Consider the following 24553-nt stretch of genomic DNA (forward strand, 5'->3'; position numbering starts at 1 on the left):
ACGGGATTCGTCGACCTGAAATCACTCATCGAACTCAGATCTTTGACTGCCGTGCTGGTGCCGGACTCAATGCGCCCGATCCAGCCCCGCCAGCAATGCGCTGTCGTGGCTGTAGATGTCCGGCGCATAACGCACATGGCCGCTGCTGTCGACTTGCGCCGTCCAGTAGGTCATCAGGATCGGCACCGGCGCCGACAGGCGAAATTCATGGGTGGTGCCGGTCGCCAGCAAAGTATCGGTGCGGGCTTTTTCTGCCGGGGACAGCAGCAGATCGCGCAGTTGCAGCGGGTGCTCGACGCGCACGCAACCGGAGCTGAACGCCCGTGGGCCTTTGTCGAACAGCGCCTTGCTCGGCGTGTCGTGCAGGTACACCGAGAACGGGTTGGGGAAACGGATGACCATTTGCCCCAGCGGATTGCGCGGGCCGGCGTCCTGGCGCAGGAGGATGTTGCCGGGGTTGTCCCAGTCGATATCCGCCGCCGCCAGAGGCTGGCCGTTGGCGTCGAGCACTTGCAGATTCTGGCGGCTGAGGAAGGTCTGGTCCTTGCGGATTTCCGGCAGCTTGTCTTCCTTCCAGATAGTCGGCGGTACGGTCCAGGTCGGATTCAGCGTCAGGCGGGTGACGCGGGATTTGAGCAGCGGTGTCTGGCGTTCGGCGCGGCCGACCTGGGTGCGGGTCTGCCACACCGGTTGACCGCCCTGATACAGCGTCAGCTCAGCGGCGGCGACATTGACCACCAGACCACTGGGCTCCATGTCCTGGGCCATCCAGCGGAAACGTTCGAGATTGACGCGCAGCTGATCGCGGCGGGTCAGCGGGCTGATGTTCAGCTCGGCAATGGTGCCCGGCCCGACCACGCCGTCAGCTTGCAACGAATGGCTGGCCTGAAAGTGCTTCACTGCCTCCACCAGCACGTCATCGTAGGCGTTGTCCGGCGGCACCAGTGCGTGTGGCAGATAGCCTTCGCTGTACAGACGATGGGCCAGTTCCGGCACGCGCGGGTCTTCCATCGCCGGACGCAGCAACGGGCCGTTGCCCACCGGCTGCCATTGCGGCAAGGCTTGCAAGCGTTGCGCGGCATACAGCTGACGCAGGCTCTGATATTGCGGCAGATACGGACGCGCCAGGTTGAACGCCGCAGCGATATCGTTCATGCCCGGCACGGCAATGCTGAGCAATTGCGCCTGACGATCGGTCGGCGAGCCGTCGACACGCCACAGCGGTTCGAAATGCGACTGCAACAGACGGCCGTAATGCAGATCCTGCAAGGCCTGCAAGTAGTTGCGGCTGATGTCGATGTCGGCGCACAACTCGCCGTCCTGCGGCGGCGTAGTGGCCACGGCGTAGCGATTCGGATTCAACCCATCATCGGCCAACAGCTGCAATTGCGCGCGCAATGCCGGCAAGCGTGCCGACTCACTCGCCCACACCGGCATCCAGTCCTGCTGTTCATAAAACGCCTGCAATTGGCTCAACGCCGGGCCATTGAGGCGCGGAGCGATCGCCGGGCACGACTGCGCCAGGCTGATCAAAACTGCCTGCAACGGGCTGCGCGGCTCGACCGGCAATTGCGTTTCAGGCGTCGGCAGGGTTTCGAGCGGGGGCAGCGGCTCATCGGCGCAAGCGACAAACGGCGCAGCGAGCAAACAAATGCTCAAGTAGCATGCGTACTTTTTGAACAACTGCTTTACTCCAATCCATGGCCGTCCAGATGACGGTCAACCTTACATCAGGTGCGCTGAACAGTCAGGCTCGAACCGCGAGCCTGCGGGTATTGACTGGGAGTCAGGAGCCAAAGTGCCGTTTATGTAGCAAGTTGAGGACACTTTATAAAATGTTGACGTTTTTGCGCCGACTTCTGTTGAGCACCGCGACCCTTGTCGCTGTGACCAGCCCAGTATTTGCCGCCGGCAAGCCATCGCCGGTTCTCTACAACAGCCTCGCCCACGCCGCGCCGGAACTCAATCCCCAAGCGCTCAAAGGTGCATTGAACGCCATGCAATGCGCGGTCAACAACGGCGCGAAACCCTCGCGACATCTGGCGATCATCGATTATTCGCAACCGTCCACCGAACGCCGCCTGTGGATCTTCGACCTGAGCAAAAAGAAGCTGGTGCTGCGTGATCTGGTTGCCCACGGTTCCAACTCCGGGGAGAACTTCGCCACGCAGTTTTCCAATCGCGAAGGCAGTTATCAGTCCAGCCTCGGCCTGTTCCGCACGCAGGAAAGCTACGAAGGTACTCACGGCTACTCGCTGCGCATGGACGGTCTGGAGCCCGGTTTCAATGACCTGGCCCGCGATCGCGCGATCGTGATTCATGCCGCCAGTTACGTGAACCCGCTGTGGAGCAAGCGTCAGGGGCGTATCGGCCGCAGTCAGGGTTGCCCCGCCGTGCGGCCGCAGATTGCCAAACAGGTGATCGATCGCCTGAAGAACGGCCAGTTCATGTTTTCCTGGTATCCGGATCAACGCTGGCTGCAGAAGTCACCGTACCTGAACTGCCAGCCGCAGCAGGTGGCGAGCATTCTCAACACCCACGCCAGTTAACGCGCGTCGCCTCCGGCGGGTTTGTAGAACAGGAACCTGCCGGTCTGCGCCGTGTTGCGATAGGCCTTGGCCCAACTCGGGTGCACGCCGCGATCGTGAAAATACAGGGCACCGCGCGTGCGGTCCTTGAGCTGACGGTTCAACGCCTTGCCGGCGATTTCCTTGGCCAGCGCGTATTCGGCGTCTTCCTTGACCTGATCGGGCCTGCCGTCGCACCACCACGAAAACTGGCAGTTGCCGCTTTCCGATCCTTGCTTGACCACCGCGCACACCGTGTCGGGGAAGCCGTCATGGCCGAGGCGATTCATCACCACACTGGCGACGGCTTCCATTTCCGGGGTGTCCTTGCCCTTGGCTTCCCAGTAAATACTGCGCGCCAGACAGGTCAGCGGATCGTCCAGCGGCGCGGCACCGGCCGGGTCTACCGCCTGCGCTTCGGTGGGGGTGATGGCCTCGGATTTCGGCGCCGGAGCAGCGCTGACTTTATCCGCCGCTTTCTCTTCAAGCATCTCGGCTTTCTGTTCGGCCTTGGCCTCGATCGGCGCCTGCGCCCCGGCCCATGCCGCGCCGGTCAAAAAGATCCACAACAAACCGCCCGCCAAGCCTTTCGATCCCATGTCGATTCTTCCGTCAGCGCCCGCCCGGGGCAAGATGTTACGTCGGTGAGACGCCCGGTTTGCGGGGTCTTCGCAGAGTGTAGCGAGCAAATGAGCGGCCACACCAGCGCAGAAAAAATCCGCCGCAAAGAAAAACACATTCACTCACCGGGGGCCTTTCGCGCATCATGGGCGCATTCAGCTCAAGGGAGATTTCCATGCGCTTCATGCCGTCCGTTTTGCGTTATGCCGCATTGTCGCTGGGCGTGGTGTTCGCCACCTCGGCGCTGGCCGCCGATGAACTGCAATTGATCGAGTCGATCAACAGCTATCGCAGCCAGCCCCAGCGTTGCGGCACGCAGGCGTCAAACGAGTTGCCACCGCTGTCGGCCGATCCACGGCTGCGCCTGCCGGCCAGCGGCGCGGTTGATCTGCAGCAGGCCATGACCAGCGCCCACTACCCGATGGTCAACGTGCAGGCGATCACCCTCAACGGCCCGCGCGATGCGGCGTCAGCAATGAAGGCGATTCAGGAAAGCTTCTGTCAGGTGGTGCTCGATCCGCAGTTCGTCGATATCGGTGTCAACCGCGTTGACCGCGATTGGCGCATCGTCCTCGCGCGGCCGTTGCTGACGGCGAAACTCGGCGATGCACAAAGCGAAGGGCAAAAGCTGCTGGCGCAACTCAATACCGCGCGCAGCCAGGCGCGCCAGTGCGGCGGCCAGTCCTTCGCGGCGGCAGCACCGCTGGCGTGGAATGCCACGCTGGGCACTGTCGCTCAGGATCACAGCCGCGACATGGCCAACAACAATTACCTCGACCACAAGGACCGCGACGGCCGCACGCCGGGCGACCGCGCCGAACTGTCCGGTTACAGCGGACAACTGGTCGGTGAAAACATCGCCGCCGGGCAAGACACCGTCGGCAAGGTCGTTGACGGCTGGCTCGCCAGCCCAGGCCATTGCGCCAATCTGATGAATCCGCAATATCAGGAACTGGGCGCCGCTTACGCGACCGATCCGAAAAGCAACGCCGGCATTTACTGGACGGCAATGTTTGGCGCACCGTAAGGCATCATCGACGCCGTCAATCACTCGGTCAGCCAGAGTGATTGGACGGCGTGGCGAGCGCAGCCTACCCTGCGCGATCTGCGCCCGCTGACGGCGCTCCACATCCACGAGGCGAGCCCATGACACAGCGTGAATTGATCGATGGTCACAACCGCCGCGTGGATTATCTGCGTCTGTCGGTGACCGACCGCTGCGATTTTCGCTGCGTCTATTGCATGGCCGAGGACATGCAGTTCCTGCCGCGCCAGCAGATCCTCACCCTCGAAGAGCTGTTCCAGGTGGCGCAAAGCTTCGTCGCCCTCGGCACGCGCAAGATCCGCCTCACGGGTGGCGAGCCGCTGATCCGCCCCGGCGTTGTGCAACTCTGCGAACAGATCGCCGCCCTGCCCGGCCTGCGCGAGCTGTGCCTGACCACCAACGGCTCGCAATTGGGCCGACTGGCCAGGCCGCTGTTCGACGCCGGGGTCAAGCGCCTCAACATCAGCCTCGACAGCCTCGATCCGCAGCGCTTCAAAGAGCTGACCCGTACCGGCGATCTGGCGCAGGTCATCGACGGCATCGATGCCGCCCGTGCCGCCGGTTTCACCCGTACCAAGCTCAATTGCGTGGTGATGCAGGGCCGCAACGATCACGAGATCAACGATCTGGTCAGTTTCGCCATCGAGCGTGATCTGGATATTTCCTTCATCGAAGAGATGCCGCTGGGCGCGATCGCCGAACACAGCCGCGCCGAATCCTTCTACTCCAGCGCGCAAGTGCGCGAACGCATCGCCGAACGCTTCACCCTGATCGACTCGACCGAATCGACGCAAGGGCCGTCGCGCTACTGGCGCGTGGCCGAGGCGCCGAACATTCGTCTGGGCTTCATTTCGCCGCACAGCCACAACTTCTGCGGTACCTGCAACCGCGTGCGCCTGACCGTCGAAGGTCGCTTGCTGCTGTGTCTGGGCAACGAGCATTCGATGGACCTCAAAGCGGTGTTGCGCGCCCATCCCGGCCACCCGGAACGCCTGGAAAACGCGATCATCGAGGCGATGAAACTCAAGCCGTATCGACACAATTTCGAAGTCAACGACGACGTGCAAGTGGTGCGTTTCATGAACATGACCGGCGGCTGATTCGCCGCGCAACCGGGACCGCGAGATGATCGTCAGACCGAGACCCAATCAGTTCGCCGTGCTGTTCACCCTCAGAGGCTCGATCGCCAAACGCATCGCCGTGCGCACCTTGATGCTGACACTGCTGGCGGCGGCGATTGTGCTGATCGAACTTCTGGTGCCGAGCTACTTCGCCCAGATCAATTCGACGCCGTTCACCCTGCTCGGCCTGTCGCTGTCGATTTTCCTGAGCTTTCGCAACAACGCTTGTTACGACCGTTGGTACGAGGGGCGCAAGGCCTGGGGCGAGGTGCTGTTGCGGGTGCGCGCGGTGATGCGCGAAACCCAAGGCCTCGATGACACCCGCCTGCGTGGACAACTGTTGCGCAACCTGTGCGGTTTCGCCCACGCGTTGAATGCACGGCTGCGTGGAGACAGCGAGGAGCAGGCCAGCACCGACTGGGTCAGCCCACCGATCGATGGGGCTGCGCCGGATCACTGCGGACAGATCCTTCATCAGCTCGGGCGCCAGTGCTCAGCGCTGGAAACGGCCGGTGTGCTGTCGCCATGGCGTTATCAGTTGCTGGCCAATCACCTGACCTGCCTGAGCCAGGCCCAGGCGGTGTGCGACCGGATCAAGAACACGCCACTGCCCTTCCCTTACACCCTGCTGCTGCACCGCACCATCTACCTGTTCTGCCTGCTTCTGCCGTTCGCCATGGCGCAATCGCTGGGTTGGTTGACGCCGCTGTTCACGGCAATTGTCAGCTACACCTTTTTCGGCTTTGACGCGATTGCCGATGAACTCGAAGATCCGTTCGGGCGCGATGAAAACGATCTGCCGACCGATGCACTGGTGCGCACCCTGGAGCGCGATGTGCTGTACGAACTGGGCGTCTCGCCATTGCCCCCCGCGCCGGAGCCGGAGGACTACGTGCTGCGCTGAATGGCTCACCGGCAAACAACGAGATGGCCCGGCGCGTCCGCTCGGGACCGAGATGCGGCCATTCGCGAGCAGGCTCGCTCCCACAGTTGAAATGCATTCTCCTGTGGGAGCGAGCCTGCTCGCGAAAAAGGCAACTCGGTCAATCAGCCCAAACGCCGGAAAGCGCCACCGACGAATCTTCCGTTTACACGCGCGCGAATTCCCCCTTACTATCCGGGCACACCGGTCGCCGGGCCTGCCCTGCCGCCGACGCTTTCCGCCAACGGAAACACGCGTTATGAGTACGTCACCACAACAACCCCAAAGGTTGCACGTCTCTGCTGTACGCGCCCACTGCAACAGGGGCCGCGTATGAACCGCATCGTCAATCTGCCCATGGCCCTGCGCCGCTCCAAGCTGCGTCACTCCGCACGCCCGCCGGATATCGCCGTTCCCGTCTGATCGCGTGAGCTGAAACCGCGACAGTCAATTTCCCGATTTTCCTGATATCCCTGCCGGGACACTTGCGCCTTTTTGTCGCGTCGTGTCCGGCCGAATCTGCGCGCCTGTGCGGCGCCATCGTGAGTGATTTGCCATGAAATTCGCAGCCATCGAAGACGCACGCCTGTTCCTCGAACAGAACCCCGATATCGACATGATCGAATTGTTCATCCTCGACGCCAACGGCGTGCCGCGGGGCAAGCTGTTGCACCGCGAAGAACTGCTCGCCGTATACGAAAGCGGTCGACCGCTGCCGAGCACCATCCTTGGCCTGACCGTACAAGGCGAGGACGTCGAGAACTCCGGACTGGTCTGGGATGTGGGCGACATCGACTGCCGCGCCTATCCGCTGCAAGGCAGTCTGGTGCGCCTGCCGTGGCGACAGATTCCGACCGCCGCCGTGCAGGTCAGCATGCACCCGAGCGAGGGCCTGCCGGCGAGCATCGCTGACCCTCGGCACCTGCTGATCAAGGTGATCGACGGACTCAAGGCCGAGGGTTTCCACCCGATAATGGCCTGCGAGCTGGAGTTCTATCTGCTCGATGCCAAACGCGATCACAACGGCCGCCCGCAACCGGCGCTGGACGCCGACGGCGGACGACCGCGACACACGCAAGTCTACGGTTTACGCGAGCTGGAACAGATCGAGCCGTTCCTCGCCGACCTCTACAGCGCGTGCAAACTGCACGGCATTCCGGCGCGCACGGCGATCTCCGAATACGCGCCGGGTCAGGTCGAAATCACCCTCGAACATGGCGACGCACTGGAGGCGATGGATCAGGCGGTACGCTACAAACGTCTGGTCAAAGGCGTGGCGCACAAGCACGGCATGCAGGCGACGTTCATGGCCAAGCCGTTCGATGATCTGGCCGGCACCGGCATGCACATGCACGTCAGCCTCGCCGATGCCGAGGGGCGTAATCTGTTCGCGTCTGAAGACCCGGCCGGCACGCCGCTGTTGCGCACGGCGATCGGCGGCATGCTCGCCTCGCTGCTTGATTCGCTGCTGCTGTTCTGCCCCAACGCCAACTCTTACCGGCGTTTCCAGGCCAACAGCTACGCGCCACTGGCGCCGACCTGGGGCGTCGACAACCGCACGGTCAGCCTGCGCGTACCCGGCGGCCCGGCCCCTACGCGACACATCGAACACCGCATCTGCGGCGCCGACGCCAACCCGTATCTGGCAGCGGCAGCGATCCTCGCCGGCATTCATCGCGGCATTCGTGAAGAGCTGGATCCGGGGGCACCGGTCGAGGGCAATGGTTATGCCCAAGCGAAAGAACTACTGCCGACCGATTGGCTGACGTCGTTGCAGGCGCTGGAAAATTCCGCGTGGGCACGGGAGGCATTGGGTCAGGAATTAATTGGGGTGTATCTGGCGGTAAAGCGTGCCGAGTATCGGCAGTTCATGGCTGAAGTGGGTGAGCAGGATTGGCGGTGGTACCTGACCGAGGCTTAACGATCCGACACCGAACCTGTGGGAGCGAGCCTGCTCGCGAAGGCGTCATCACATTCAACATTTTGGGTGACTGACACACCGCTTTCGCGAGCAGGCTCGCTCCCACAGGGAATGCACTTCGAACCTGAATTTTTTGTGGACCCCGACATGACCATTCGCTGCAATTCCTACTACACCGCCACCCTCAACCACGACACCGATTACCCCACCCTGCAAGGTCGGCACAAGGTCGATGTGGTGATCATCGGCGGCGGTTTCACTGGCGTCGCCACTGCCGTTGAACTGGCGGAAAAAGGCCTGAAAGTCGCCATCGTCGAAAGCCACAAGATCGGCTGGGGCGCCACCGGGCGCAATGGCGGGCAAGTCACCGGCAGCCTTTCAGGCGACGGTGCGATGCGCAAACAGATGCGCGCGAAACTTGGCGATGACGTGGACGATTTCATCTGGCATCTGCGCTGGCGCGGGCATGAAATCATCCGCCAGCGCGTCGACAAATACGCGATCCAGTGCGACCTCAAACACGGCCATTTGCACGCGGCGTACAAGCCGAGCCACATGACCGATCTGCGCAAGGACTACGACGAAGCCGTGCGCCGAGGTCTGGGCGATGAAGTGAGCCTGCTCGACCGCAGCCAGGTTCGCGACCTGCTGCAAAGCGAGCTCTACCACGGAGCGATCAAAAACACCCGCAACATGCACCTGCACCCACTCAACCTGTGCATTGGCGAAGCACGCGCAGCCGAAAGCCTGGGCGCGCTGATCTTCGAAAACAGTGAAGTGCTGGAGATCATCCACGGCGACACACCTGGCGTGCGCACCGCTCACGGCCAGATCGACGCCAGTCAGGTGATGCTCGCCGGTGACGTCTATCACAAGCTCGAACCGGGCCAGCTCAAGGGCAAGATTTTCCCGGCCATGGGCGGTATCGTTACCACCGCGCCGCTCGGTGATCTGGCGCAACAGATCAACCCCGAAGACCTCGCCGTGTACGACTGCCGCTTCGTCCTCGATTACTACCGGCTCACCGCCGACGGCCGTTTGCTGTTCGGCGGCGGCGCCAACTACAGCGGCAAGGATTCGCGCGACATTGCTGCGGAACTGCGCCCGTGCATCGAGCGCACATTCCCGGCGCTCAAAGGTGTCCCGATCGATTACCAGTGGAGCTGCGCGATGGGCATCGTCATCAATCGCATCCCGCAACTGGGCAAGCTTTCGGACAACGTCTGGTATTGCCAGGGCTATTCGGGACACGGTATCGCCACCACGCACATCATGGGCGAGATCATGAGCCGGGCGATCACCGGGCAGATGGAACAGTTCGACACCTTCGCCGCGTGCCAGCACATCCGCGTGCCAATGGGCGACCTGCTAGGCAATCCGTTGCTGGCGGCGGGGATGTGGTATTACCAGATGCTCGAGCGGTTGCGCTGAATTTACTGGCCCTATCGCGAGCAGGCTCGCTCCCACATTGGATTTGTGCACGACACAACACCCTGTGGGAGCGAGCCTGCTCGCGAAGAGGCCCTCAAACCCCACACAAAATTCAATCCGGCAACTGCTCCACCACAATCCCCAACCGCCGATAATCCTCGACATTCCCCGACCCGGGATGCCGCTCGGTAATCAACCTATGCAGGCGCGTGCACGGCGCGACCACAAACGGCTCCACCGCGCCCAATTTGTCCGCCGTGGTCACCGCAATCACCCGCGTTGCACTGTCGAGCATCGCCTGTTTGATCGGCACTTCATCGAAATGCAGCGAGGTGATCCCGACCTCGGGATGAATTGCACACACACCGGTAATCGCCAGATCCGCCTTGATTCCCGCCAGCAGTCGCAGCGCTTCCTGACCACTGGCCGACATCGAATGCGGATTCAATTCACCGCCCGCCAGAATCACTTTCACGCCCTTGTATTCGGACAATGCAATCGCCGTCAGCGGTGACGCGGTCACCGCGGTGATGCGGATGTCGGCAGGTAACGCGCGCGCCACCTGCAAGGTGGTCGAGCCGGAATCGAACAGCACAATCTGCCCATCCTCGATGTGCTGCGCCGCCAATTGCGCCAGGCGCACCTTGACCTCGTCGGTCTCATCCAGACGGGTGAAGTAATCCTTGCCCGAGTCCTTCGGTCGCGGCAACGCCCCGCCATGCACGCGCTGCACCAGCCCGGCGCTGTCCAGTTCGGCAAGGTCGCGGCGGATGGTGTCTTCGGAGACTGCGAAATGCTGGCTCAGTTCGGAGGCCATGACCTTGCCGTCACGTTCGAGAAGCAAAAGGATTTTCTGCCGGCGCAGGGACGGCAATTCGGCGATGGAGTGGTCGTGCATGGTTATGCCTGTTTGTGCTTGTAGTTGCAGGTTTCAGCGACACTAGCGAAAGTCTCAGGCAAATACAAACGCAACGGCTATCAATGCTTTCGATCATTGGAATCAACACGGCGAATTTTTTCTTTGCGCTGCGCCTGTTCACAATGGCCCCACTCTCAAAAGCTCAGGATGAACAGCCCATGAATCTCAACTTCGCCTTCGCCTGCATGATCGTCGTGTCGTTCGCGATTGCCTTGGGCCACGCCTGACAGCGCGGCAAACCGAGGTCAGCAACTGCTCACGAAGCCGTTTATGCGCAGCAGCCGCCCTGGGGGAAAGGGCTGGGCTGAGAGGGATGGATCTGAATGACACGCCGCATCGCCAGGCAGCACTGGCTTGCTTCAAGTTTCCTGGCGCACCCGCCTGACCTGCACCAACAACGCCGGGGCAAAATGCAGCAGCACCATCCGGCTCAGATGATGCGTCAGGATAAACACCACATTCAGCCCGCCGCCAAACGCGACAATCGCAATCGTCTCGATCGCGCCCGGCATGTACGCCAGCCAAAGGGACAGCGGATCACCGCCCAGCCAGCGCGCAGCCACCTCGGCAAACACCGCTGCAACGACGATCATCAAACCCACCGAGACCAACGCCGTGCGCCCATGCCGCGCCAGCTCTGCGATGCCGAGTCCCTGAAAACGTGAGCCGATGCGCACGCCGAGAATCAGTGCGGCCAGGTTCAGGCTCCACTCCGGCATGTGAAAACCGTGCAGCCATCCCGACTTCACAAATACAGCGGTTATGAGAATCGCGGTAAGCATGAATGGTGCCGGGACGCCGACCAGCAACAACAGGCGGCCGAGCAATACGCTCAAAGCGATGACTGAGCATGCGGTCAGCGCCATGCCTGTGGTCAACGGATCGCTGGCGACTTCAGCCACCGCTGCTTGCCCGGGAATGAGCAAACTCACCAGTACGGTGATCAACAGCAGCCGCATCAGATGCACGATGATGACTTTGCTCGAAGCCTTTTCCGACTCGAGCAAATCGAACACTGCGGCCAATGCGCCGGGATACACCGCCAGCAGTGCATTGGTGCGATTCCATCCGGCACCGCGTGTCAGCCACCATCCGGCGAGTGCAATTTGTACGGTCAGGCAGATCAGCAACACGCCAAGGCTGGGCAGCATCGTCGTCGCCGTTTCGCTGTCCCATGCTTCGAACATCAGCCCGGTGGCGATGCCCAGCGTGACCTGGATGTAGCCCAAGCCATAAGGAGTTGCCGGGGCGATGCCGGTTTTACTGGCGAACAACGCAGTAACGACAATCGAGCCCAGCAGCAAGCCGTGGGGTACGCCTTCAAACTGCAATAACGCGCCGAAACCGGCCGCAATCAACAAGCACACAATGGATTTCATAGTTCGCCTTCCTGGCTATTTATCTGACACACCACCATTCCACTTGTGGGAGCGAGCCTGCTCGCGAAAGCGTCCTGCCAGTCACAGATAAATAACTGATCTATCGCCTTCGCGAGCAGGCTCGCTCCCACAAGAATCCAATACGTCTTACATACGCAAGCGTGCAATCGCCCGCCGATATTTCTCGATCCGCTCCAGATCCTCCCAACTCGGCGAGGCAATCCGCGAGATATCGCTGTTCTCTTCCAGATCCGCCAGCTTCACCACCCGGCCGATCGGGTTTTGCGCGGCGCGGTCGACAAAATCCTCGTAGGACTCGCCGGGCACTTTGGTCACCGCCGCAATCGCCGCCAGCACCTCTTCGCTGAATCCTTCCCCGCGCAAATCATCCAGACTCACCCCGCAATCCTCGACCACATCGTGCAGCACAGCGACGATGCGTTCTTCCAGCGTGTGCATGCGCAACATGACTTTCAGCGGATGCAGAATGTACGGCGCCCCGCCCTTGTCCACCTGCCCGGTGTGGGCCGTGGCGGCAATGGCGATAGCGCGTTCGAGGGTTTGGGCCATGGGAATCGAATCCTGCGCTTTATGTTTCTGATTGTTGCGCAGTGTACGCGAAGATGGCGCAGCGCAAAGCGATTGAACCTTGCCCGCCCTCGCCGCCTCGAAACCAGACAAGCGCCAAATCACCGATCAGACGCGGCGCCATTGGAGAGGAATTGCCGATGAAAACCAGACTGCTGCTCCTGATCGCCACGTTCGCCATCATCCCCACCTGCGTCATGGCCGAAGGCTGCGACGTGCAGACCCGCTCCTCCAGCGCCGCAGTGCCCGCCGTGGAAACCCATAGCTGTTACGAATACGAAGGCATGCCGGTGGACTCCATCAACTGGTCATGCAGCAACGAAACCAAGGACACCCTCAACGCCACCAAGAAGAAAGTCCAACGCTGCGACGACCACTACCAAGCCACCTGCACCGCTCGCCTCACCCAGGAATCCCTCGCCAACCCGCACTCGACCAGCAAAGACAAAAGCGCCAAACCGCTGAACATGCCCGACAACGCCAAAGTCACCACGTATTACTACAACGGTGAGCACTTGGCGCAGGCGAAGATTGATTGCGAAAACAGTGGCGGGAACTGGAAGGCTAAATAATCTCGGTTATCGAGGATTGCCTGACAGAGAGCCCGGCTTGATGCCGGGCTTGCTGCATCTGCAAACAGCTTCAACCTTCACCTGCACCGCTGCTCGTGCCGCTGTCGTTCGATTGCTTCGAACCACTGGGCTTGGAACCTGAAGGTGTAGAGCCGTCATTGTTGGTGGTGTTGCCCTGCGTGCCTTTGGGCACGGTGGCGCCATTGGAATGAATGTCTTCCGGCGCACTCGGGTTGGTCTGGCTATTGCCGTCGTTGGCCGTGGGTGCCGGGGTGTCGCTGGCGGCTGTTGCGTAGAGCGAGGTGGCGGATAACAGCGTGGCCAGGGTCAGTGCTGCGAGGTTGGATTTGCGCATGTGGGCGGTTCCTTTGCGGGGGTGAGTTATGCATTGGAAGCGCGTGCGCGGGGAAAATGCGGGAGGGCTGACGAATGGCAGGAACAAACAACCCGACACCTCGTAAAAGATACCGGGTCAACAGAAAATAATGCGCTATCCGATCAGAAGTTCGCCGGCGTATTCGCACTGATAATCTCCGCCTCATCCGCGCCAATATTCCGAAACTTATGCGGCAACGTCGTCGGAAAGTAATACCCGTCCCCCGCACTCAGCACACTCACCTGCCCGTCCACGGTCAGTTCCACCGTGCCGCGCGTGACCAGTCCGCACTCTTCGCCTTCGGCATGCACGATCGGCTCTTCGCCGGAGCTGGCGCCGGGGGCGTATTGTTCGCGGAGCAGGCGCATCTGCCGGCTGGGCACCGAGGCGCCGATGAGCAGCAGGCGCAGGCCGTGGCGGCCGAGGTCGGGTTGTTCGTTGGCGCGGAACACGTATTGGTGTTCGCGCGGGGGCTGGTCGAAGGTGAAGAAGTCGGCCAGGGACATCGGTATGCCTTCGAGCAGCTTTTTCAGCGAGCTGACGGAGGGGCTGACGCGGTTCTGTTCGATCAGCGAGATGGTCGCGTTGGTCACGCCGCTACGCCGGGCGAGCTCGCGCTGGGAGAGTTTGTAGCTTTCGCGTACTAGTTTGAGTCGAGAACCCGTATCCATGACTGCCTTATGTAAAAGGGGCGATGGGGGTGGGTGGCGGGTGACGCGCAGGTCGCGCGGATCACGTTGCTCCCGTGTCCCGGAACCGTGAAAGGCGGCTATTAAATCACGTTTGCCGGTGTTGCTCAGCAGGTTCGATGGATGGTGCGGCAAAAGTCCTGTTGGCCTTGGCAATACAGCCACTGTGGGAGCGAGCCTGCTCGCGAAAGCGTAGTGTCTGGCGAATCGATGTCGCCTGATATGGCCTCTTCGCGAGCAGGCTCGCTCCCACAGTGGACATCAGTGGTTTTGCATAAGTGAAAAACCGGCGAGGTCTTTCGGACCGCCGCCGGGAGGTAAGTCAGACGCCGAAGCGGTCGCGCAGGGAGTAGTAGACCGCGCCCAGAGCGGTAAGCGGTGCGGAGAAGGTGCGGCCGCCGAGCATCGGCATGTGCGGCAGCGAGGCGAAGGCGTTGAAGCGTTCGGCGTCGCCGCGGATCATTTCCGAGATCAGTTTGCCGGCCAGGTGCGAGCAGGTGACGCCGTGGCCGCTGTAGCCCTGCATGTAGTAGGCATTCTTTTCGATGCGGCCGAATTGCGGCATGCGCGACATGGTCAGCAGGAAATTGCCGGTCCAGCGGTAGTCGATCTTCACGTCCTTGAGCTGCGGAAAGGTCTTGAGGATCTTCGGCCGGATCAGTTGCTCGATATCGTCCGGCTCCCGCGCGCCGTAGACCACACCACCACCGTAAAGCAGGCGGTTGTCAGCGGTCAGGCGGTAGTAATCCAGCAGGTAGTTGCAGTCCTCGACGCAGTAATTATTGGTGATCAGACTGCGTGCCTGCTGCTCGGTCAGCGGTTCGGTGACGACGATCTGCGAGCCGCACGGCATGCTTTTCGCGGTGACGCGGTTGTCGAGGCCTTGCGGCAGATAAGCGTTGCCGGCGATCAACAGGTATTTGGCACGGACCAGACCTTTGGCAGTGCGCACGGTGATCGGCTCGCCGTAGGTGATCTCCACCGCCGCCGATTGCTCGTAGATCTTGCCGCCCAAACGCACGATGGCGGCGGCTTCGCCGAGGGCCAAGTTCAATGGATGAACGTGGCCGCCCTGCATGTCCAGCAAGCCGCCAACGTAGGCGTCGGAGCCGACTTCGCGACGAATATCCGCTGCATCGAGCATCTTCAGATTGCGGTTGCCGTAGCGTTCCCAGTTGCGCTTCTGCTCGGCCAGGCCGTTGAGCTGTTTCTTGTTCATCGCCGCGAAAATACCGCCCGAACGGTAGTCGCACTTGATGTCGTAATTCTTGATGCGCGAACGAATGATATCGGCGCCTTCGAAGATCATGCTGCCGAGGATTTCTGCAGTCTTGTCGCCGTAGCGCTCTTCGATGACATCGACGTCGCGGCTGTAGGAGTTGACCAGTTGGCCGCCATTGCGACCGCTGGCGCCGTAGCCGACTTTCGCCGCTTCCAGCACCGTGACTTTGTAGCCGGCTTCGCTGAGGAACAGCGCGGAGGACAGGCCGGTATAACCGGCGCCGATGATGCAGACGTCGCAGTCCAGCGCTTCTTCGAGAATCGGGAAGTCGATGACTTCGTTGCGGGTGGCGGCGTAGTAGCTGTTTACGTGTTGCTGTTTCATAGGTTTCTCCGAGGGCCGCCAACCAGGGGCGGCCGCCGCTGTAAAAGAGTCAGAGCTTGATCCAGGTCGCTTTCAGTTCGGTGTACTTGTCGAACGCATGCAGCGATTTGTCGCGACCGTTGCCCGATTGCTTGAAGCCACCGAATGGCGCGGTCATGTCGCCGCCGTCGTACTGGTTGACCCAGACGCTGCCGGCGCGCAGGCCGCGGGCGAAGGTGTGCGCCTTGCTCAGGTTGCTGGTCCACACCCCGGCGGCGAGGCCGAAGATGCTGTCGTTGGCGATCTGCAGGGCTTCTTCGGCAGTGTCGAAGGTGATCAGCGACAGCACCGGGCCGAAGATTTCTTCTTGGGCGATAGTCATCGCATTGGTCACGCCGTCGAAAATCGCTGGCTGCACGTAGAGGCCGCCGGTTTCTTCGAGGGTGCGTTGGCCGCCGGCAATCAACTCGGCGCCCTGCTCGCGGCCGATGCTGATGTAGCGCAGCACGTTGTCCAGTTGACGCTGGTCGACCACGGCGCCGACGGTGGTCGCCGGATCCAGTGCATGCCCCGGTTTCCAGGCTTGCAGCGCCTCGACCAGCAACGGAATGAATTGCTCGCGAATCGAGCGCTCGACCAGCAGACGCGAGCCGGCAGTGCAGACTTCGCCCTGGTTGAAGGCGATGGCACTGGCCGCCGCTTGAGCAGCTGCGCGCAGATCCGGTGCGTCGGCGAACACCACGTTCGGGCTTTTGCCGCCGGCCTCAAGCCAGACGCGTTTCATGTTGCTTTGGCCCGCGTAGATCATCAGTTGCTTGGCGATCGCCGTGGAGCCGGTGAAGGCCAGCACGTCGACGTCCATGTGCAACGCCAGTGCCTTGCCGACGGTGTGGCCGTAGCCCGGCAGCACGTTGAACACGCCCTTTGGAATGCCCGCCTCCAGCGCCAGTTGCGCAATGCGGATGGCGGTCAGCGGTGATTTTTCCGAAGGCTTGAGGATGAACGAGTTACCCGCCGCCAGCGCCGGGGCGAACTTCCAGCTGGCCATGATCAGCGGGAAATTCCACGGCACGATCGCCGCGACCACACCCGAGGGCTCACGGGTGACGAGGCCAAGTTGGTCGTGCGGGGTGGCGGCGACTTCGTCGTAAATCTTGTCGATGGCCTCGGCGCTCCAGCGGATCGCGTTGGCGGTCGCCGGGATGTCGATGCTCATCGAATCGCTGATCGGCTTGCCCATGTCGAGGGTTTCCAGCAGCGCCAGTTCTTCTTGGTGCTGCAGGATCAGATCGGCGAAGCGGATCAGCACGCGCTTGCGCTCGGCCGGGGCTTGTTTCGCCCAGATGCCGGAGTTGAAGGACTGGCGCGCGGCTTCGACGGCCAGGTTGGCGTCGGCTTCATCGGTGCTGGCGACGGCAGCAAGAAAGCGGCCGTCGACCGGGCTCAGACATTCGAAAGTGTCGCCGCTGATCGCCGGGCGGTATTCGCCGTTGATGAAGGCGCGGGATTCGATGGACAGAGACTGGAAGCGTTGTTCCCAGTCGTTGCGGGTTGTGGTCATTGTTTTGAGCTCGACAAGGGCGGATTGGGCGACGGCGGGTGATCACCCACTCATCCAAATTGATAACCCGATCCCCTGTGGGAGCGAGCCTGCTCGCGAAAGCGTCGTGTCAGGCAACAATATTCTGGCTGACATACCGCATTCGCGAGCAGGCTCGCTCCCACATTGGATCGGTGGTGTCTGTGATCACACCGTATGCAGATACCAGTTGTACTCAAGGTCAGAAATCGAGTTCTCGAACTCGGCCAGCTCGCTTTCCTTGCACGCAACGAACACGTCGATGTACATCGGGTCGATGTAGCGCGCCATGACTTCGCTGTCGTCGAGCTCGCGCAAGGCGTCGCGCAGGTTGTTCGGCAGGCTCTGCTCGTTCTGCTCGTAGCTGTTGCCTTCGACCGGCGCGCCGGGCTCGATCTGGTTGGTCAGGCCGTGGTGAATACCGGCCAGCACCGACGCCATCAGCAGGTACGGGTTGGCATCGGCACCGGCGACGCGGTGTTCGATGCGCACGGCATCCGCTGAACCGGTCGGCACGCGCACGGCCACGGTGCGGTTGTCGATGCCCCAGCTCGGCGAGTTCGGCACATAGAATTGCGCGCCGAAGCGGCGGTACGAGTTGACGTTCGGGCAGAGGAACGCCATTTGCGCCGGCAGGGTCTCGAGCACACCGCCGATCGCGTGACGCAGTGCGGCGTTCTGCTCGGGATCCTCGCTGGCGAAGATGTTGTTGCCTTCTTTGTCCAGAATCGAAATGTGCACGTGCAAACCATTGCCGGCCTGGCCCGGATAAGGCTTGGCCATGAAGGTCGTGTCCATCTCGTGGTCGTAGGCGATGTTCTTCACCAGACGCTTGAGCAGGACCGCGTAATCGCACGCCTTGATCGGGTCGGAGACGTGATGCAGGTTGACTTCGAACTGCGCCGGGGCGCTTTCCTTGACGATGGCATCCGCCGGGATGCCCTGCTCTTTCGCGCCTTCGAGGATGTCTTGCAGGCAATCGACGTATTCGTCGAGATCGTCGATCAGGTAGACCTGAGTCGACACCGGACGCTTGCCGGATACCGGTGAACGTGGCGATTGCGGACGGCCATTCACGTTGTCCTGGTCGATCAGGTAGAACTCGAGTTCGAACGCCGCGCAAATAGTCAGGCCGAGATCATCGAATTTGCGCACGACGTTGGCCAGCACTTCACGCGGGTCGGCGAAGAACGGCTGACCTTCGATCTCGTGCATGGTCATCAGCAGTTGAGCGGTCGGGCGTTTTTGCCACGGCTCGATGCTCAGGGTGCCGGGGATCGGGTAACAGATGCGATCGGCATCGCCGATATCCAGGCCCAGGCCGGTGCTTTCCACCGTCGAGCCGTTGATGTCCAGCGCAAAGAGCGACGCCGGCAGGTTGATGCCTTTTTCGTACACCTTATGAAGACTGGTGCGTTCGATGCGCTTGCCGCGCACCACACCGTTCATATCCGCAATCAGAAGGTCGACGTACAAAACCTCAGGATATTTCTTAAGGAATGCGTTGGCTTCGTTGAGTTGAACGGTACGCAGAGGGACCGACATGATGCACCTATTTAGCTGTTAATTATTATGTTCACCACCGTATTGCGCAGCCAGTCAATCCGAAAGGCAAAGTGAAGTCAATAGCGAACACTCTGCCCTGAAGCCTTTATTTTTCGGGCTTTTCTTAACACTCTCGTGCCATATTCGTCGCTAAACCCCGGTAAACCTGAGCGATTTGACGACCGGCGTTTAGAATTTTTTACATGGCAGTTGTTAATTAAAATCAACGAGGCTAAGCTCCGGAAAAGCTCGTTCAAGTGACAGACTTCGAGGTGAATAAAAATGGCATTCAAGCCATTGATCGGCGTTACTGCGTGCGTCAAACAGATTGGCCTGCACCCCTATCACATCAGCGGCGACAAGTACGTACGTGCTGTCAGCGTTGGCGCTCAAGGGTTGCCAGTTGTCATTCCTTCCCTCGGCAACCTGACTGAAATCGATGACCTGCTCGGTCAGCTCGACGGTCTGTTGCTTACCGGCTCACCCTCGAACGTGGAGCCCTTCCACTATCAAGGCGCGGCCAGTGCGCCCGGCACGGATCACGATCCGGCCCGTGACGCCACTACCCTTCCTTTATTGCGTGCAGCCATCGCGGCGGGCGTTCCGGTGCTCGGCATCTGCCGTGGTTTCCAGGAAATGAATGTGGCGTTCGGCGGCAGCCTGCATCAGAAGGTGCATGAGCTGCCCGGCATGCTTGATCACCGCGAAGCCGACAGCCCGGATGTGGCCGTGCAATATGCACCGGCCCATGCGGTCAGCGTGATCGCTGGCGGCGTGTTCGAAGCGTTGGGGCTGCCCGACAAATTTCAGGTCAATTCGATTCACAGCCAAGGCATCGACCGCCTCGCTCCCGGCCTGCGTGCTGAAGCCGTGGCGCCGGACGGTTTGATCGAGGCGATCTCGGTCGAGCACAGCCCGACCTTCGCCCTCGGCGTGCAATGGCACCCGGAATGGCAAGTGCTGGACAACCCGAACTACCTGAAGATTTTCCAGGCGTTCGGCGCAGCGTGCCGGCAACGGGCGGCGAAGCGCAGTCAGCGCTGACGCAATCCCAGACTCGATAACAATTTACTGCCCCCACGGCTGACGGATGTGCATCTGCACATCCGTCAGCCGTGAACCGCAACACCCGTGATAACAACAAGTACGACCCAGGCAGCCAGGACGGCGGCGCCGAACAAGCCGGATCGGTAAGTGCAATACGTGTCAGAACAATGCAAAACCCTGTGGGAGCTGGCTTGCCAGCGATGAGGCCGTCACCTTCAACCTTAAAGGTGACTGACCCACCGCCATCGCTGGCAATCCAGCTCCCACAGGGTATTGCGGCGATTCGACCGGGGCAGCGCTTACAGGCTTGCAATCCACTTAAGCCCGGCCACATTGGCCAGGCACACGACACCTGTTGGGAGTTTCACATGGCAAACGCCTCCAGCACTTACCGCAAGGCACTCGAAGGTCATCAGCAACCGAAAAAGGTGTTGGTGAAAGTCGATCGTGTCACCAAGAAGTTCGACGAAACCGTGGCCGTGGACGATGTGTCCCTGGAGATCCATCAGGGCGAAATCTTCGCGCTGCTGGGCGGTTCCGGTTCGGGCAAATCGACGCTGCTGCGCATGCTCGCCGGTTTCGAGCGGCCGACCGAGGGGCGGATTCTGCTCGATGGCGTGGACATCACCGACATGCCGCCGTACGAGCGGCCGATCAACATGATGTTCCAGTCCTACGCGCTGTTCCCGCACATGACCGTGGCGCAGAACATTGCCTTCGGCCTCAAGCAGGATCGTTTGCCGGCCAGCGAAATCGATGCCCGCGTCGAAGAAATGCTGCGTCTGGTGCACATGACCCAATACGCCAAACGCCGCCCGCACCAGTTGTCTGGCGGCCAGCGGCAGCGCGTGGCCCTCGCCCGCTCGTTGGCCAAACGGCCAAAACTGTTGCTGCTCGACGAGCCGATGGGCGCGCTGGATAAAAAGCTGCGTTCGCAGATGCAGCTTGAGCTGGTGGAAATCATCGAGCGCGTTGGTGTGACCTGCGTGATGGTGACCCACGACCAGGAAGAAGCCATGACCATGGCCCAGCGCATTGCGATCATGCACTTGGGCTGGATCGCGCAGATCGGCAGCCCGGTGGACATTTATGAAGCGCCGGTCAGCCGCATGGTCTGCGAATTCATCGGCAACGTGAACGCCTTCGACGGCACCGTGGTGGAAGATCTGGAAGGCCACGCGATCATTCACAGCCCCGACTTGCAGCAGAAGATCTATGTCGGTCACGGCGTCAGCACGTCGGTGCAGGACAAGTCGATCACTTACGCCATTCGCCCGGAAAAAATGCTCGTCAGCACCACCCAACCGGAGTTCCGCTACAACTGGTCCGAAGGCAAGGTCCACGACATCGCCTACCTCGGCGGCCATTCGGTGTTCTACGTCGAGCTGCCCGGCGGCAAGATCGTCCAGTCGTTCATGGCCAATGCCGAGCGGCGTGGCGCGCGGCCGACCTGGGACGACAAAGTCTACGTCTGGTGGGAAGACGACAGCGGCGTGGTGCTGCGCTCATGAGAACTTTCAATCAGCAATTCTTGCGCCTGGTGCCCAGCGGACGAAAACTGGTGATCGGCATTCCGTTCATCTGGCTGTTCCTGTTCTTCATGCTGCCGTTCTTTCTGGTGATGAAGATCAGCTTCTCGGAAGCCGCGCTGTCGATCCCGCCGTACTCGGAGATCTACACCTTCGCCGAACAGAAATTCCAGCTGCTGCTGAACATCGGCAACTACACCCTGCTCGGCGAAGACGAGCTGTACCTGTCGGCGTACCTCGGCTCGCTGAAGGTCGCGGCATTGAGCACGCTGATGTGCCTGGTGATCGGTTTCCCGATGGCGTACGCGATCACCAAGACCGGCAAGGAAACGCAAAATGTCCTGCTGCTGTTGATCATGATGCCGACCTGGACGGCGATCCTGATCCGCGTGTATGCGTGGATGGGCATCCTCAGCAACAACGGGTTGCTCAACGGATTTCTGATGTGGACCGGACTCACTGACCACCCGATCGAGATCCTCAACACCAACACTGCCGTCTATATCGGTGTGGTTTACGCCTATCTGCCGTTCATGGTTCTGCCGCTCTACGCCAACCTCGTCAAGCACGACAACAGCCTGCTGGAAGCCGCGCAGGATCTGGGCTCGAGTAACTTCAACAACTTCTGGAAGATCACCGTGCCGCTGGCCAAGAACGGCATCATCGCGGGCTGCATGTTGGTGTTCATTCCAGTGGTCGGCGAGTTCGTGATTCCGGAACTGCTGGGTGGCCCGGAGACGCTGATGATCGGTCGCGTGCTGTGGCAGGAGTTCTTCAATAACCGCGACTGGCCGGTGGCTTCCGCGCTGGCGGTGGTGATGCTGTTGATCCTGATTGTGCCGATTCTGCTGTTCAACCGCAGCCAGGCCAAAGAGATGGAGGCACGGGGATGAAACGCTTCAACTTTTCCAAATTCATGCTGATCTTCGGCTTGATGTTCATTTATCTGCCGATGCTGATTCTGGTGATCTACTCGTTCAACGCCTCGAAACTGGTGACGGTGTGGGGCGGCTGGTCGATCAAGTGGTATGTCGGCCTGCTCGACAACACGCAACTGATGGGCTCGGTGGTGCGCTCGCTGGAAATCGCCTGCTACACCGCGATTGCCGCTGTGGCACTGGGGACGCTGGCGGCGTTCGTCCTGACGCGGGTGACGCGCTTCAAGGGTCGCACGCTGTTTGGTGGCCTGGTGACCGCGCCGTTGGTGATGCCGGAAGTGATCACCGGTCTGTCGCTGTTGCTGCTGTTCGTGGCGATGGCGCAGCTGATCGGCTGGCCGCAGGAGCGCGGCATCGTCACCATCTGGATCGCCCACACCACCTTTTGTGCAGCCTATGTCGCGGTGGTAGTCTCCGCGCGCCTTCGCGAGCTGGATCTGTCGATCGAAGAAGCGGCGATGGACCTCGGCGCCAAACCATTCAAAGTGTTTTTCCTCATCACCATTCCAATGATCGCGCCGTCGCTGGCCGCCGGCGGGATGATGTCGTTTGCCTTGTCGCTGGACGATCTGGTGCTGGCGAGTTTTGTCTCCGGGCCGGGCTCGACGACGCTGCCGATGGAGGTGTTCTCGGCGGTGCGTCTGGGTGTGAAGCCTGAGATCAACGCCGTGGCCAGCCTGATTCTGCTGGCAGTGTCGCTGGTGACTTTCCTGGTCTGGTACTTCGGCCGCAAGGCCGAAGCCAACCGCAAACGGGCGATTCAGGAAGCGATGGAGCAGACGGCGAGCGAGTCGTGGCAACAGCCGGCAACGGCGACTGCCTGAGCAACACCGATGAACAACTGTGGCGAGGGGATTTATCCCCGTTGGGCTGCGAAGCGGCCCCTGCAGTTCTACCTGAAGACTCCGTATTCAGGTTTTGCGACTGCTACGCAGCCGAGCGGGGATAAATCCCCTCGCCACAAGGTTCAAGTGCACCGAGCTTTTGTGTTTTTGAATAAGAAGAAGGGAGTTGTACCGATGAAAATGTTTGGCAGGACTCTGCTGACACTGTCCTTAATGGGCGCAATGGTCATGGGCGCCCAGGCCAACGACAAGGTGCTGCGTGTTTACAACTGGTCCGATTACATCGCGCCGGACACCGTGAAGAAATTCGAAGACGAGACCGGCATTCGCGTGACCTACGACGTCTTCGACAGCAACGAAACTCTGGAAGCGCGCCTGCTCGCGGGCAAATCCGGCTATGACATCGTCGTGCCGTCGAACAGTTTTCTGGCCAAGCAGATCAAAGCCGGCGTCTACCAGCCGCTGGACAAGTCGAAGCTGCCGAACTGGAAGAATCTTAACCCGGTGCTGCTGAAAAACGCCGCCGCCAGTGATCCGGACAATGCCCATGCCTTTCCGTACATGTGGGGCTCGATCGGCATCGGTTTCAACCCGGCGAAGGTCAAGGAAGTGCTCGGCGCCAACGCCCCGACCAACTCCTGGGACTTGCTGTTCAAACCGGAGAACGCGGAAAAACTCAAAGCCTGTGGCATCAGTTTCCTCGATTCGCCAACCGAAATGCTCCCGGCCGCCCTGCACTACCTGGGCTATCCGGTGAACGACAAGGACAAGGCGCACATCGCCGAAGCCGAAGCGCTGTTCATGAAAATCCGCCCGTACGTAGCGTATTTCCATTCCTCGAAGTACATCTCCGATCTGGCCAACGGCAACATCTGCGTGGCGGTCGGTTACTCCGGCGATGTCCTGCAGGCCAAGGCCCGCGCGGTGGAATCGGGCAACAACGTGGTGATCGACTACAGCATTCCCAAGGAAGGCGCCGGCAGTTTCTACGACATGGTCGCCATCCCCCGTGATGCGGCGAACGTCGACAACGCCTACCTGTTCATGGATTTCCTGATGCGCCCGGACATCATCGCCGAAGTCACCAACAGCATCGGCTACAGCAACGCCAACGCAGCCGCCACGCCACTGGTGGACGAAGCGATCCGCAACGAACCGGGCTCGTATCCGTCGCAAGCGGTGATGGCGACTTTGTATGCAGTGCCGGATCAGCCGATTGCCACACAGCGGATCATGACGCGCGGCTGGACGCGGGTGAAGCTCGGTAAATAAGCCCACCAGTCAACACTGATAAACCCTGTGGGAGCTGGCTTGCCAGCGATGGCGGTGGGTCA

23 protein-coding genes are annotated in these 24553 nt (G+C 60.9%); 13 read left to right on the forward strand and 10 right to left on the reverse strand.

Going from position 1 to position 24553, the window contains the following annotated elements; genetic code table 11:
• Window positions 1-66: 66 nt before the first annotated feature.
• Window positions 67-1683: a murein L,D-transpeptidase gene (locus tag CKW30_RS22815; protein ID WP_095181986.1), complete on the reverse strand. Its 1617-nt coding sequence runs from the start codon at window positions 1681-1683 to the stop codon at window positions 67-69.
• Window positions 1684-1835: 152 nt separating this feature from the next.
• On the opposite strand from CKW30_RS22815, the gene CKW30_RS22820 reads away from it, so the two are divergent.
• On the forward strand, window positions 1836-2549 hold the full coding sequence (locus tag CKW30_RS22820) for a murein L,D-transpeptidase catalytic domain family protein (protein WP_016775166.1): 714 nt from the start codon (window positions 1836-1838) through the stop codon (window positions 2547-2549).
• On the opposite strand, the gene CKW30_RS22825 is transcribed toward CKW30_RS22820, so the two are convergent.
• Complete coding sequence (locus CKW30_RS22825) at window positions 2546-3166, reverse strand: cell wall hydrolase (RefSeq protein ID WP_095181987.1); 621 nt, start codon at window positions 3164-3166, stop codon at window positions 2546-2548. The genes CKW30_RS22820 and CKW30_RS22825 overlap by 4 nt on opposite strands.
• A gap of 197 nt (window positions 3167-3363) precedes the next feature.
• Here CKW30_RS22825 and CKW30_RS22830 point away from each other — a divergent pair, with 197 nt between their 5' ends.
• From CKW30_RS22830 to CKW30_RS22850, 5 genes are all read left to right on the forward strand, one after another.
• Window positions 3364-4215, forward strand: coding sequence for a CAP domain-containing protein (locus CKW30_RS22830; RefSeq protein ID WP_095181988.1), 852 nt, complete (start codon window positions 3364-3366; stop codon window positions 4213-4215).
• 119 nt (window positions 4216-4334) lie between these two features.
• On the forward strand, window positions 4335-5333 hold the full coding sequence (gene moaA / locus CKW30_RS22835; RefSeq protein ID WP_041480911.1) for a GTP 3',8-cyclase MoaA: 999 nt from the start codon (window positions 4335-4337) through the stop codon (window positions 5331-5333).
• Window positions 5334-5358: 25 nt separating this feature from the next.
• Window positions 5359-6258: a bestrophin family protein gene (locus CKW30_RS22840; protein ID WP_095181989.1), complete on the forward strand. Its 900-nt coding sequence runs from the start codon at window positions 5359-5361 to the stop codon at window positions 6256-6258.
• Window positions 6259-6832: 574 nt separating this feature from the next.
• Window positions 6833-8197, forward strand: coding sequence for a glutamine synthetase family protein (locus CKW30_RS22845; protein WP_095181990.1), 1365 nt, complete (start codon window positions 6833-6835; stop codon window positions 8195-8197).
• A 147-nt stretch (window positions 8198-8344) separates the two neighbouring features.
• Window positions 8345-9628 (forward strand): FAD-binding oxidoreductase, encoded by a 1284-nt coding sequence (locus tag CKW30_RS22850; protein WP_095182153.1) that lies wholly within the window; start codon window positions 8345-8347, stop codon window positions 9626-9628.
• 112 nt (window positions 9629-9740) lie between these two features.
• Here CKW30_RS22850 and CKW30_RS22855 read toward each other — a convergent pair whose 3' ends face one another.
• Window positions 9741-10526, reverse strand: coding sequence for a DeoR/GlpR family DNA-binding transcription regulator (locus CKW30_RS22855; protein ID WP_095181991.1), 786 nt, complete (start codon window positions 10524-10526; stop codon window positions 9741-9743).
• A gap of 83 nt (window positions 10527-10609) precedes the next feature.
• On the opposite strand from CKW30_RS22855, the gene CKW30_RS27350 reads away from it, so the two are divergent.
• On the forward strand, window positions 10610-10774 hold the full coding sequence (locus tag CKW30_RS27350; protein ID WP_163012744.1) for a hypothetical protein: 165 nt from the start codon (window positions 10610-10612) through the stop codon (window positions 10772-10774).
• Between the two features lie 132 nt (window positions 10775-10906).
• On the opposite strand, the gene CKW30_RS22860 is transcribed toward CKW30_RS27350, so the two are convergent.
• Together CKW30_RS22860 and CKW30_RS22865 are read right to left on the reverse strand one after the other, a co-directional pair.
• Window positions 10907-11926, reverse strand: a complete 1020-nt coding sequence (locus CKW30_RS22860; protein ID WP_095181992.1) for an AbrB family transcriptional regulator — start codon at window positions 11924-11926, stop codon at window positions 10907-10909.
• A gap of 147 nt (window positions 11927-12073) precedes the next feature.
• A complete protein-coding gene (locus tag CKW30_RS22865; RefSeq protein ID WP_095181993.1) occupies window positions 12074-12496 on the reverse strand; it encodes an HD domain-containing protein in 423 nt (140 codons plus the stop codon).
• A gap of 158 nt (window positions 12497-12654) precedes the next feature.
• Here CKW30_RS22865 and CKW30_RS22870 point away from each other — a divergent pair, with 158 nt between their 5' ends.
• Complete coding sequence (locus tag CKW30_RS22870) at window positions 12655-13086, forward strand: hypothetical protein (protein ID WP_095181994.1); 432 nt, start codon at window positions 12655-12657, stop codon at window positions 13084-13086.
• Window positions 13087-13156: 70 nt separating this feature from the next.
• Here CKW30_RS22870 and CKW30_RS22875 read toward each other — a convergent pair whose 3' ends face one another.
• The 5 genes from CKW30_RS22875 to CKW30_RS22895 form a co-directional block, all read right to left on the reverse strand.
• The gene (locus CKW30_RS22875; RefSeq protein ID WP_095181995.1) at window positions 13157-13441 is read right to left on the reverse strand and encodes a hypothetical protein; all 285 of its coding nucleotides are present in this window, start codon (window positions 13439-13441) and stop codon (window positions 13157-13159) included.
• Between the two features lie 143 nt (window positions 13442-13584).
• Window positions 13585-14133 carry a cupin domain-containing protein gene (locus CKW30_RS22880; protein WP_011333561.1) on the reverse strand — a complete coding sequence of 183 codons (549 nt, stop codon included), beginning with the start codon at window positions 14131-14133 and terminating at the stop codon, window positions 13585-13587.
• A gap of 340 nt (window positions 14134-14473) precedes the next feature.
• The gene (locus CKW30_RS22885) at window positions 14474-15757 is read right to left on the reverse strand and encodes an FAD-binding oxidoreductase (RefSeq protein ID WP_095181996.1); all 1284 of its coding nucleotides are present in this window, start codon (window positions 15755-15757) and stop codon (window positions 14474-14476) included.
• A gap of 49 nt (window positions 15758-15806) precedes the next feature.
• Window positions 15807-17297, reverse strand: coding sequence for an aldehyde dehydrogenase (locus tag CKW30_RS22890; RefSeq protein WP_095181997.1), 1491 nt, complete (start codon window positions 17295-17297; stop codon window positions 15807-15809).
• 186 nt (window positions 17298-17483) lie between these two features.
• On the reverse strand, window positions 17484-18860 hold the full coding sequence (locus tag CKW30_RS22895; RefSeq protein WP_007918694.1) for a glutamine synthetase family protein: 1377 nt from the start codon (window positions 18858-18860) through the stop codon (window positions 17484-17486).
• A gap of 282 nt (window positions 18861-19142) precedes the next feature.
• On the opposite strand from CKW30_RS22895, the gene CKW30_RS22900 reads away from it, so the two are divergent.
• The 5 genes from CKW30_RS22900 to CKW30_RS22920 all read left to right on the forward strand — a co-directional run bounded on the left by CKW30_RS22900 (window position 19143) and on the right by CKW30_RS22920 (window position 24491).
• Window positions 19143-19904 (forward strand): gamma-glutamyl-gamma-aminobutyrate hydrolase family protein, encoded by a 762-nt coding sequence (locus tag CKW30_RS22900; protein WP_095181998.1) that lies wholly within the window; start codon window positions 19143-19145, stop codon window positions 19902-19904.
• Between the two features lie 371 nt (window positions 19905-20275).
• Window positions 20276-21418 carry an ABC transporter ATP-binding protein gene (locus CKW30_RS22905; RefSeq protein ID WP_039763289.1) on the forward strand — a complete coding sequence of 381 codons (1143 nt, stop codon included), beginning with the start codon at window positions 20276-20278 and terminating at the stop codon, window positions 21416-21418.
• A complete protein-coding gene (locus CKW30_RS22910; protein ID WP_024013334.1) occupies window positions 21415-22329 on the forward strand; it encodes an ABC transporter permease subunit in 915 nt (304 codons plus the stop codon). Before CKW30_RS22905 ends, CKW30_RS22910 begins: the two co-directional genes overlap by 4 nt.
• Window positions 22326-23198 carry an ABC transporter permease subunit gene (locus CKW30_RS22915; protein WP_095181999.1) on the forward strand — a complete coding sequence of 291 codons (873 nt, stop codon included), beginning with the start codon at window positions 22326-22328 and terminating at the stop codon, window positions 23196-23198. The genes CKW30_RS22910 and CKW30_RS22915 overlap by 4 nt, the downstream gene beginning before the upstream one ends.
• Window positions 23199-23393: 195 nt before the next feature.
• Window positions 23394-24491, forward strand: coding sequence for a polyamine ABC transporter substrate-binding protein (locus tag CKW30_RS22920; protein WP_095182000.1), 1098 nt, complete (start codon window positions 23394-23396; stop codon window positions 24489-24491).
• Window positions 24492-24553 lie beyond the last annotated feature (62 nt).

Origin of the sequence: Pseudomonas sp. Irchel 3F6 (assembly GCF_900187595.1) — a bacterium.
Classification (GTDB): Bacteria; Pseudomonadota; Gammaproteobacteria; order Pseudomonadales; family Pseudomonadaceae; genus Aquipseudomonas; species Aquipseudomonas siliginis.